This is a genomic window from Streptomyces sp. NPDC006235 (assembly GCF_040613735.1).
Lineage (GTDB): Bacteria > Actinomycetota > Actinomycetes > Streptomycetales > Streptomycetaceae > Streptomyces.
In genome coordinates this window covers 1-9,993 of sequence record NZ_JBEXSR010000029.1, presented here as the reverse complement: position 1 = coordinate 9,993, position 9,993 = coordinate 1, and the positions used below count along the sequence as shown (strand labels likewise).

8 protein-coding genes are annotated in these 9,993 nt (G+C 71.2%); 1 reads left to right on the top strand and 7 read right to left on the bottom strand.

What is annotated here, in order from left to right; genetic code table 11:
• Positions 1-79 precede the first annotated feature (79 nt).
• Both ABZ192_RS28285 and ABZ192_RS28280 read right to left on the bottom strand, forming a co-directional pair.
• Positions 80-514 carry an ATP-binding protein gene (locus ABZ192_RS28285; protein ID WP_010033269.1) on the bottom strand — a complete coding sequence of 145 codons (435 nt, stop codon included), beginning with the start codon at positions 512-514 and terminating at the stop codon, positions 80-82.
• Between the two features lie 116 nt (positions 515-630).
• A complete protein-coding gene (locus ABZ192_RS28280) occupies positions 631-2,529 on the bottom strand; it encodes an AMP-dependent synthetase/ligase (RefSeq protein WP_356927298.1) in 1,899 nt (632 codons plus the stop codon).
• 149 nt (positions 2,530-2,678) lie between these two features.
• On the opposite strand from ABZ192_RS28280, the gene ABZ192_RS28275 reads away from it, so the two are divergent.
• The gene (locus tag ABZ192_RS28275) at positions 2,679-2,912 is read left to right on the top strand and encodes a DUF6480 family protein (protein WP_356927297.1); all 234 of its coding nucleotides are present in this window, start codon (positions 2,679-2,681) and stop codon (positions 2,910-2,912) included.
• A gap of 49 nt (positions 2,913-2,961) precedes the next feature.
• Here the strand turns inward: ABZ192_RS28275 and ABZ192_RS28270 are convergent, their stop codons facing one another.
• The 5 genes from ABZ192_RS28270 to ABZ192_RS28250 form a co-directional block, all read right to left on the bottom strand.
• The gene (locus ABZ192_RS28270; protein ID WP_356927296.1) at positions 2,962-4,050 is read right to left on the bottom strand and encodes a glutamate--cysteine ligase; all 1,089 of its coding nucleotides are present in this window, start codon (positions 4,048-4,050) and stop codon (positions 2,962-2,964) included.
• 111 nt (positions 4,051-4,161) lie between these two features.
• A complete protein-coding gene (gene glgB, locus ABZ192_RS28265) occupies positions 4,162-6,369 on the bottom strand; it encodes a 1,4-alpha-glucan branching enzyme (RefSeq protein ID WP_356927295.1) in 2,208 nt (735 codons plus the stop codon).
• 3 nt (positions 6,370-6,372) lie between these two features.
• Positions 6,373-7,743: a maltokinase gene (locus ABZ192_RS28260; protein ID WP_356927294.1), complete on the bottom strand. Its 1,371-nt coding sequence runs from the start codon at positions 7,741-7,743 to the stop codon at positions 6,373-6,375.
• Positions 7,744-7,771: 28 nt separating this feature from the next.
• Entirely contained in the window at positions 7,772-9,490 is a 1,719-nt protein-coding gene (treS, locus tag ABZ192_RS28255; RefSeq protein WP_356927293.1) for a maltose alpha-D-glucosyltransferase, read from the bottom strand.
• Positions 9,487-9,993 (bottom strand): alpha-glucosidase C-terminal domain-containing protein (locus ABZ192_RS28250; RefSeq protein WP_356927292.1); only part of this gene is annotated, 507 nt, incomplete at its 5' end. The genes treS and ABZ192_RS28250, both read right to left, overlap by 4 nt.

Here is a 9,993-nt window from a genome sequence, read left to right as displayed (position 1 = left end):
CGCGGGCGCCTTCACCGTCGGCGCGATGAAACGGCTGCGGCCGCGCGCAGGAGATGCTCGACGACCTGGTGGACGGGGCTCACCAGGGCAGGAAGACGTGTACGTCCTTGCCGCGCTCGTCGCTCACCACGCTGACCTGGTCGCACAAGGTGTGGATCAGGTGCCAGCCGATGCCGCCGCCCCCGCTGCGCGGATCGAAGGGGCGCGGGGCCGGCTCCGTGGAGCTGGTGTCGTGCAGGACCACATGCACCCCGTCGAAGGTCCGGCGCATCCGCAGCGCGAACGGACCGGGGGCGTACTGCACCGCGTTGGCGGCCAGTTCCGTCACCACCAACAGGATGTCATCCCAGTACTCGGGGGCAGAGGGCGGCGAGGAGCGTGACAGATCACGCAGGAACTCCTCCGCGGCCAGCCGCGCTCCCGTGACGTCGTGCGGCTCGCCCACGAAGCTGTTCGTGCGGCTCGGAATCTCCTCGGAGGTCAGTGCGTCATCCCCACGCGGCTCGGTTGACATATCGCCTTTCCGGCCCGGCGTCAGCAAGGGCTGCCGTCAGGGCTGTCGTCCTTTCTCTTGCGTCGCCACTGTTGTGTGTTCCCGAGGGGGCGAGGCCTACGCGTCCGGCTCCGTGGTCAACGGAACACGCTGTCCGAGTCGTCCCAGTGCGATGCCTCGTCTCCGGTGAGCGGGCGCCCGGGACGCCTGCGCGACTGGTACATCGCGTCGATCTCGGACGCGTAGTGCCGCACGATCTCGTCCCGGCGCAGCTTCATCGAGGGCGTCAGCAGCCCGTTGGTCACGTCGAACGGCTCCGGCAGTACCCGGAACACCCGGATCGACTCCGACCGCGACACGGAGCTGTTGGCCGCGGCCACGGCACGTGCCACCTCCTCCCGCAGCGCGTTCTCCTCCCGCGCCTCGCGCATCTCGCCCTGCAGCGCCAGCGCCGCCCGCCAGTGCGCCAGGAACTCGGGGTCCAGCGTGATCAGGGCGCCGACACAGGGCTGGTTGTCGCCCACGACCACCGCCTGGTGGATGAGCGGGTGCATCCGCAGCCGCTGCTCCAGGGCGGCCGGGGCGACGCTCTTGCCACTGCTGGTGACGATGATGTCCTTCTTGCGGCCGGTGATCGTCAGATACCCCTCCGAGTCCAGCTGCCCCAGGTCGCCGGTGGCCAGCCAGCCGCCGCGCAGCGCGGCCCGGGTGGCGGCTTCGTCGCCCACGTATCCCTGGAACACCGACGGGCCGCGCACCAGGATCTCCCCGTCCTCGGCCACCCGGATCTCCGTGCCCGGCAGGGCCTGCCCGACGGTCCCGGACTTCTCCCGGCCCAGCGGCTGCATCGTCACCCCGCCGCCGGTCTCCGTCAGGCCGTACCCGTCGTGCACGTAGATGCCGATGCCCTCGTAGAACAGCGACAGGTCGCGGCTGAGGGGAGAGCCGCCCGAGGTCGCCCGCCGCACCCGGCCGCCCAGCGCGGCCCGCAGCCTGCGGTACACCGTGCGCTCGTACAGGGCGTGCTGGAACCGCAGATCGAAGGCGGGGCCGCGGCCCCGGCCCAGCCGCTGGCGTTCCAGGGCCGCGGCGAAGTCCCGCGCCGTCTCGGCGGCCCGCTCGAACAGTCCGCCGTGGCCGCCCTGCTGGGCCGTGCGCAGGAAGTTCTTGTAGATCTTCTCGAAGACCGACGGGACCGCGTAGAAGTACGTGGGCCTGAAGGAGCGCAGCGCCGACGCCAGTGCCTCCCCGCCCAGCTCGGCCTGGTGGCCCATGAGCAGTCCGCCGCGCACGCACAGGCCCTGGATCATCAGCCCGTACACGTGGGAGAAGGGCAGGAACGCCAGCACGGAACCCTGCTCGCCGCGCGGCGCCGCCGTGTGCCCCCAGCCCGCCAGCAGCGTGTCGCAGGGGGCGGCCAGGTTGCGGTGGCTGAGGGCGCAGCCCATGGCGTGGCCGGAGGTGCCGGAGGTGTAGGCGATGACGGCCGTGGAGTCCGGCAGCACGATGCGGCGCATCGAGTCGACCGTGGCCAGCGGCACGAACTCCCCGCGCGCCGCCAGGTCCTCCAGCGCGTTCGCGTCCAGCTGCCAGACGTGGCGCAGCAGCGGCAGCGACGCGCACACCGAGCCGACGGTCATGACGCCCTGCTCGTCCTCCACGACCACGGCCACACAACCGGCGTCCCGCAGGATCCACTCGACCTGGTCGCGCGACGACGTCGGGTAGACCGGGACGACCTCGGCACCCACGGCCCACAGCGCGTAGCACAGGACCGTCCACTCGTACCGGGTGCGGGCCATGATCGCCACGCGGTGCCCCGGCGCTATCCCCGAGGCGATCAGGCCCTTGGCGATGTCCACCACCTGGTCGCGCAGCTCGATCGCCGTCACCTCCTCCCAGGACGCGGCGGCCGGGTCGGCGCGGCGGGCGAGCACCGGCCGGGTCGGTTCGCGGTCCGCGGTCTCGAAGACGCTGTCGGCGAGCCCGCCGGTCAGGGGCGAGACGGCCGGTGGAGCGAGGGCGAGGTCGCGCATGCTGCTCCTGACGGGTACGGGGTGTGACGTTGCCGACGGGTAGCGTCATCGGCGGGGCTCGAATGTAGTCGAGCCGGAGCCCTCAGGGGTCGGGAAATACGGAAGTCGTCCCGCTGATGATCTCGGCGTGATCGGGGGACCCGGACGGCATGAGTCACATCAGTCCCGATCCCGAACCCGAACGCAGCTCCGGCCTGGAACCGGGCGGCGGCGTACCCCCGGGCGAGACCCCGCCCGCGGAGAGCAGCCTGCCCGAGGCGGGACCCCGCGAGACGCACAACCCTCCCAAGGGCTGGGCCAAGGCACCGATGGCCGTGATCATCGTCCTGGTGGTGCTGATCGCGGCGTTCTTCCTGGCCTACGCCCTCGCCCTGATCATCTGAGGTCCGGTCGGCGCGGTCCGAGCCGGTCTCCCGCAGCAAGCGGGACGCCTCACGCCTGTGTGTGCCGCACGCACTCGGTGACGACGTCCCGCAGGCTCCCCGTGCGCTCCATCAGCGCGCGCTGCACCTGTGCGCCGTTGCCGTCCCGCAGCAGCTCCTCGCAGGCGCCTCGGGCCCGCTCCAGGTCACCGGTGTCCGCGAGGGCCTCCTCTACGTGGTCCAGCAGGGCACGCACGACCGCCTCGGCGGGCAGGCGCCGCATGGTGGCGGGGTGCAGCAGCTCGCCCGAGAGACCGGACCGGGCGGCCATCCAGTCGGCCAGCCGCAGCAGGCTGACACTGTGGCCGAGCGGTTCCCGGCCGGCCCGCCACTCGCGTGCGGCGGTCTCGACCAGTCCGCGGACGAGCGTGGCGACCAGCGCGGCCGTGCCGGAGTGCAGACAGACGTCCGACACCCGGACCTCCACCGTCGGATACCGCTGGGACAGCCGCGCGTCGAAGTAGATCATCCCGTCGTCGAGGAGCGCGCCGGTGGCGACCATGTCCGCGATCAGCCGGTGGTACCGCTCGGCCGAGCCGAAGATCTCGGTCGGGCCCGCGGACGGCCAGCGCAGCCACACCCGGCTGCGGTAGCTGCTGTACCCCGTGTCCTTGCCCTGCCAGAACGGCGAGTTCGCGCTGAGCGCCGTCAGCACCTGGAGCCAGGGCCGCACCCGGTCGATGACCGCGACACCCTCCTCGTCGGACTCGACGGACACATGCACGTGGCAGCCCAGGACGAGCTGCTCCCGGGTGGCGATGCCGTACTGGTCGGCCATCCACTGGTAGCGGCGGTTGACGCCGATCGCGGGACTGACCGGCAGCGGGGACGTGGCGAGGGCCGCGACCGTGCAGCCGATCTCCCCGGCGTGCCGGGCCGCCTCCTTGCGGCAGCGGACGATCTCCGCGCGCAGGCTCTCCATGGACGACTGCGGATGGGTGGCGAACTCCAGCATCTGCTCGTGGAGTTCCTTCTCGAAGACGTCCTGGTCCGCGTCGTCCTGCGCGGCCCGGGCGAGCACCGCGGCGGACATCGCCCGCGGTTCCCCGGTCTCCGGATCGACCAGGAGGAGCTCCTCCTCCACTCCGACAGTGCGCACCCTGATGCCCGCCCTTCGTGACCCTGCCGCGTCGACCACCGGGCGTTCCCGGTGGTACGACACCCAGTGCCCCTCACAGGCGGGTCGGACACCTGGTGCGGACACGGGACTTCACGCAGCGAACGGCGTCAGCCACACGGTGGCCAGCGGCGGCAGCGTGATCCGGACACAGCCGTCCTCCGGTTTGACCGGATCCGGGTGGGTGACGCCGCTGCCGCCGTAGCGCGGGTCGTCCGTGTTGAGGATCTCCTGCCAGGCGACCGCGTCACCCGGGACCCAGAGGCCGTAGTCGTGCCGGACGACCGGGGAGAAGTTCGACACCGCCAGCAGCGCCCCGCCCTGCGCGTCGTACCGCAGGAACGCGAAGACGTTGTCGTCGGCCGAGTCCACCGCCACCCAGCGGAAGCCCTCCGGGCGGGTGTCGCACTGCCACAGCGCCGGCGTCGCCATATACGCCCTGTTCAGGTCACGGACCAGATCACGCACGCCCCGGTGGTCGCCCGCGGAGTGGTAGCCGTCGTCGAGCAGCCACCACTCGGGCCCCTGCTCCACCGACCACTCGGCGCCCTGGGCGAACTCCTGCCCCATGAACAGCAGCTGCTTGCCGGGGTGGCTCCACATGAAGCCGAGGTAGGCGCGGACGTTCGCGCGCCGCTGCCACCAGTCGCCCGGAGCCTTCGACACCAGGGCCTGCTTGCCGTGCACGACCTCGTCGTGGGAGATCGGCAGGACGTAGTTCTCGCTGTAGGCGTACACCATCGAGAAGGTCATCTCGTGGTGGTGGTACTTGCGGTGCACCGGCTCGTGGGACAGGTACTCCAGCGAGTCGTGCATCCAGCCCATGTTCCACTTCAGCCCGAAACCGAGCCCGCCGGTGTCGGTGGGCTGCGTCACCCCGCCCCAGGCCGTGGACTCCTCCGCGATCGTCACCACACCGGGGGCACGCCGGTACACGGTCGCGTTCATCTCCTGGAGGAACGCCATGGCCGCCAGGTCCTCCCGGCCGCCGTAGGCGTTGGGCTCCCACTGGCCGTCCTCGCGTGAGTAGTCCAGGTAGAGCATCGAGGCGACCGCGTCGACGCGCAGCCCGTCGATGTGGAACTCCTCGCACCAGTACACCGCGTTCGCCACGAGGAAGTTGCGCACCTCTGTGCGGGCGAAGTCGAACTCGAACGTGCCCCAGTCCGGGTGCTCGGCGCGCCGCGCGTCCCCGGGCTCGTACAGCGGGTCCCCGTCGAACCGGGCCAGTGCCCAGTCGTCCTTCGGGAAGTGCGCCGGCACCCAGTCCATGATCACGCCGATGCCCGCCCGGTGGCATGCGTCGACGAAGTACCGGAAGTCGTCCGGGGTCCCGAGCCGCGCGGTCGGCGCGTAGAAGCCGGTGACCTGGTAGCCCCAGGAGCCGTGGAAGGGGTGCTCGGCGACCGGCATCAGCTCGACGTGCGTGAAGCCGAGATCCTTGACGTACGCCGGGAGTTCCTCGGCGAGCTGCCGGTAGTCGAGACCCGGCCGCCAGGACGGCAGGTGCACCTCGTACACCGAGAACGGCGCCTCGTGCACCGGCGTGTCCGCCCGGTGCGCCATCCACTGAGCGTCGCCCCACTCGTAGTGCGAGGCCGTCACGATCGACGCCGTGTTGGGCGGCTCCTCGGTACGGCGGGCCATCGGGTCCGCCTTCAGGAAGCGGTGGCCGTACCGGGAGGTGATCTCGAACTTGTACGCCGTGCCCTCGCCGACGTCCGGCAGGAACAGCTCCCACACACCGGACGCGCCGAGCGAGCGCATCGGGAACTGCGTCCCGTCCCAGTAGGTGAAGTCCGCGGCGACCCGCACGCCCTGCGCGTTCGGCGCCCACACCGTGAACCGGGTGCCGGTCACGCCCTCGTGGGTCATGGGCTGCGCGCCGAGGGCCTGCCACAGCTGCTCGTGCCGGCCCTCGCGGATCAGGTGCAGGTCGAGCTCGCCGAGCGCGGGCAGGAACCGGTACGGGTCGTGCACCTCCTGCTCACCGCCCTCGTACACCACGTGCAGCGTGTACGCGGGGATCTCCGTCAGCGGCAGCACACCGGAGAACAGGCCGTCGCCCTCCGAGACGAGCGGGGTGCGCTTGCCGCCGGTCACCACGCTCACCGAGCGGGCGAAGGGGCGCAGGGCTCGGAACGCGACCCCGCCGGGGACCGGGTGGGCGCCGAGCAGCGCGTGCGGATCGTGGTGGGCGCCCGCCAGCAGGCGCCCTCGGTCCTCCGTGCTCAGTGCGGGCGCGGTGGCGTCCGGGACCGGGCCGGACGGCTCCGGGATTGAGGTGTCGCGCAGGGCCACGGCTCAGTCTCCTCTCACAGCGAGGCGCTCGATCGCCGCCATCGGTACAGGCAGCCAGTCGGGGCGGTGCCGTGCCTCGTACAGCACCTCGTACACGGCCCGGTCCGTCTCATAGGCCCGGAGCAGTCCGTGCTTCTTCCGCGGGTCCCAGCCGGCGCGGGCGGCATAGCCCGCGCAGTAGGCCTCGCGGCAGCGTCGCGCCCACTCCGGGCGCCAGGGGCGGCGCTGCCGGGCGGCGTAGTCGAAGGAGCGCAGCATCCCGGCGATGTCCCGCACGGGGGAGTGGGCGCTGCGCCGTTCGGAGAGCGGCCGGGACGGCTCGCCCTCGAAGTCGATGACGAACCACTCGCGCCCGGCCCGCAGCACCTGCCCCAGGTGCAGGTCGCCGTGGATACGCTGGGCGGGCGGACCGGCGTCGCAGGTGGCGAGGGCGGCGAACGCGGCCCGCAGGCCCGGCACGTAGGGCTGGAGCGCGGGCACGCAGTGCGCGGCGGCGGCCAGCCGCTCGGACATCGCGGTCGCCGTCTGCCCGTTCTCCCCGGGCTCGCCGACCGGGAAGGCCGAGGCGAGGGCGAGGTGCACCTCCGCCGTGGCCGCGCCCAGCGCCCGTGCCTGGGCCGTGAAGTCGTCCCCGGCGGCCAGGGCGTGCAGCGCCAGTGTCCAGCCGTCGGAGGCGTCCCGCAGATACGGCTGGAGCACGCCGAGGGTGGCCTTGAACGGATGCTTCGTCTGGAACCAGGCCACGGGCGCGGGCACGCGGTGACAGCCCTGCCGGGCCAGCGCCCCCGGCACCTCCAGGTCCGGGTTGACGCCCGGCTGGATGCGCCGGAAGACCTTCAGGATGTACTCGTCGCCGTACACCAGCGAGGAGTTGGACTGCTCCGCGTCCAGTAGCCGCGGCACCAGTCCGCCGGGCACCGGCTGGTCCGGGTGACGGTCGAACCGCAGGGGACCGGCGGTGCCGGGGTGCCGCAGCCGGTCCAGGAGCAGCTGGGCCGAACGGGGGTCGTGCAGCGCGTCGTAGACCGTCAGACCGGCCAGTGGCCCGTCCTGCACCCGCCCGATGAGCGCCCGCCCGAGACGCGGCGACGGATGCTCCCGCACGCCGAGCAGGAGCTGGTAGCAGTCGCCGGCCGGCGGAGCGCCGCCCGGGGACGGCACGCCCGTGTGACCCGCGTGACCGGCGTGGACCAGCAGGTGCAGACAGCCCGGGAACAGCTCGGTCATCGACAGCAGGCCGAGCTCCGTGACGGGCCGGTCCTTGCCCGCGAACCAGCGCTGCCGGGGCAGCCAGTCGCGCAGCAGCCCGCCGAGCGACTCCATGGGCTCGGCCAGGCGCGTGAGACTCGGGCCGAGGGATGCGGTCTTCGGCATGGTCACGCCTCCTTTCGTCGGCGCGTGCTCACAGTCGCCGGCCGATGCGGGATGCGACTCGAGTGAGCCGGAACCAGTAGAAGCCGTGGCCCCCGAGGGTCAGCAGGTACGGCAGTTCGCCGATCGCGGGGAAGCGGACCCCGCCGAACAGCTCCACCGGATGGCGCCCGGCGAACTCGCGCAGATCGAGTTCGGTGGGCTGCGCGAACCGCGCGAAGTTGTTCACGCACAGCACCAGGTCGTCCTCGTACTCCCGCAGGAAGGCCAGCACCGCGGGGTTGGAGGACGACAGTTCGGTGTACGAGCCGAGTCCGAAGGCCGGGTTCTGCTTGCGGATCTCGATCATGCGGCGGGTCCAGTGCAGCAGCGACGACGGCGACGACATCGACGCCTCGACGTTGGTGACCTGGTGGCCGTAGACCGGGTCCATGATCGCCGGAAGGTAGAGCCGTCCCGGGTCGCAGGTGGAGAACCCGGCGTTGCGGTCGGGCGTCCACTGCATCGGCGTGCGCACCGCGTCGCGGTCGCCGAGCCAGATGTTGTCGCCCATGCCGATCTCGTCGCCGTAGTAGAGGATCGGCGAGCCGGGCAGGGCCAGCAGCAGCGCGGTGAACAGTTCGATGGTGTGCCGGTCGTTGTCCAGCAGGGGAGCGAGGCGCCTGCGGATGCCGATGTTGGCGCGCATCCGTGGGTCCTTGGCGTACTCGGCCCACATGTAGTCGCGCTCTTCGTCGGTGACCATCTCGAGCGTGAGCTCGTCGTGGTTGCGCAGGAACATGCCCCACTGGCAGCCCGAGGGGATGGCCGGGGTCTTGGCCAGGATCTCGGAGACCGGGTAGCGGGATTCCCGCCGTACGGCCATGAAGATGCGCGGCATGACCGGGAAATGGAACGCCATGTGGCACTCGTCGCCGCCGCTCGCGTAGTCGCCGAAGTAGTCGACGACGTCCTCGGGCCACTGGTTGGCCTCCGCCAGCAGCACGGTGTCCGGATACAGTGCGTCGATCTCGCGGCGGACGCGCTTGAGGAACGCGTGGGTGGCGGGCAGGTTCTCGCAGTTGGTGTCCTCGGCCGCGTACAGATAGGGCACCGCGTCCAGCCGGAAGCCGTCGATGCCCAGGTCCAGCCAGAACTTCAGGGCGGCCAGGATCTCCTCCTGGACGCGCGGGTTCTCGTAGTTGAGGTCCGGCTGGTGCGAGAAGAAGCGGTGGAAGAAGTACTGGCCGCGCACCGGGTCGAACGTCCAGTTCGACGTCTCGGTGTCGACGAAGATGATCCGGGCGTCCGGATAGCCCTTGTCGTCGTCGGCCCACACGTAGTAGTCGCCGTAGGGCCCGTCGGGGTCCTTGCGCGACTCCTGGAACCACGGGTGCTGGTCACTGGTGTGGTTCATGACGAAGTCGATGATCACGCGCATGCCGCGCTGGTGGGCGGCGTCGACGAACTCCACGAAGTCGGCCAGGTCACCGAACTCCGGCAGCACGGCCGTGTAGTCCGATACGTCGTAGCCGCCGTCGCGCAGGGGCGACTTGAAGAACGGCGGCAGCCACAGGCAGTCGACGCCGAGCCACTGGAGGTAGTCGAGCTTCGAGGTCAGGCCCTTCAGGTCACCGACGCCGTCGCCGTCGCTGTCCTGGAACGAGCGGACGAGTACCTCGTAGAAGACGGCGCGCTTGAACCACTCCGGGTCCCGGTCCCTGGCGGGAGTGTCCTCGAAGGTGTCCAGCACGGGCTCGTTCACGGTCATGACGTTTCTGCCCCTCCGTTCCCTTGCGCGGCGGGCGGCGACTGGACGTGGAAGACGTGTGCGGGAGCCCGCCCCGGCTCCAGGCGCACGTAGTTGTTCCTGCCCCAGTGGTAGGTCTCGCCGGTGAGCTCGTCGCGCACCGGCACCGACGCGTGCCAGTCGAGGCCGAGTTGCGGCATGTCCAACGAGACCGTGGCCTGCTGGGCGTGGTGCGGGTCGAGGTTGGCGACCACCAGGACGACGTCGGACCCGGTGCGCTTGCTGTACGCGAGGAGCGCGTCGTTGTCGGTGTGATGGAAGCGGAGGTTCCTGAGCCGGTGCAGCGCGGGGTGTTCCCGGCGGATGGTGTTGAGCCGGGTGAGCAGCGGGGTGATGGTGCGGCCCTCGCGTTCGGCCGTCTCCCAGTCGCGGTGCCTGAGCTGGTACTTCTCGGAGTCGAGGTACTCCTCGCTGCCCTCCCTGAGCGGGGTGTTCTCACACAGCTCGTAGCCGGAGTAGATGCC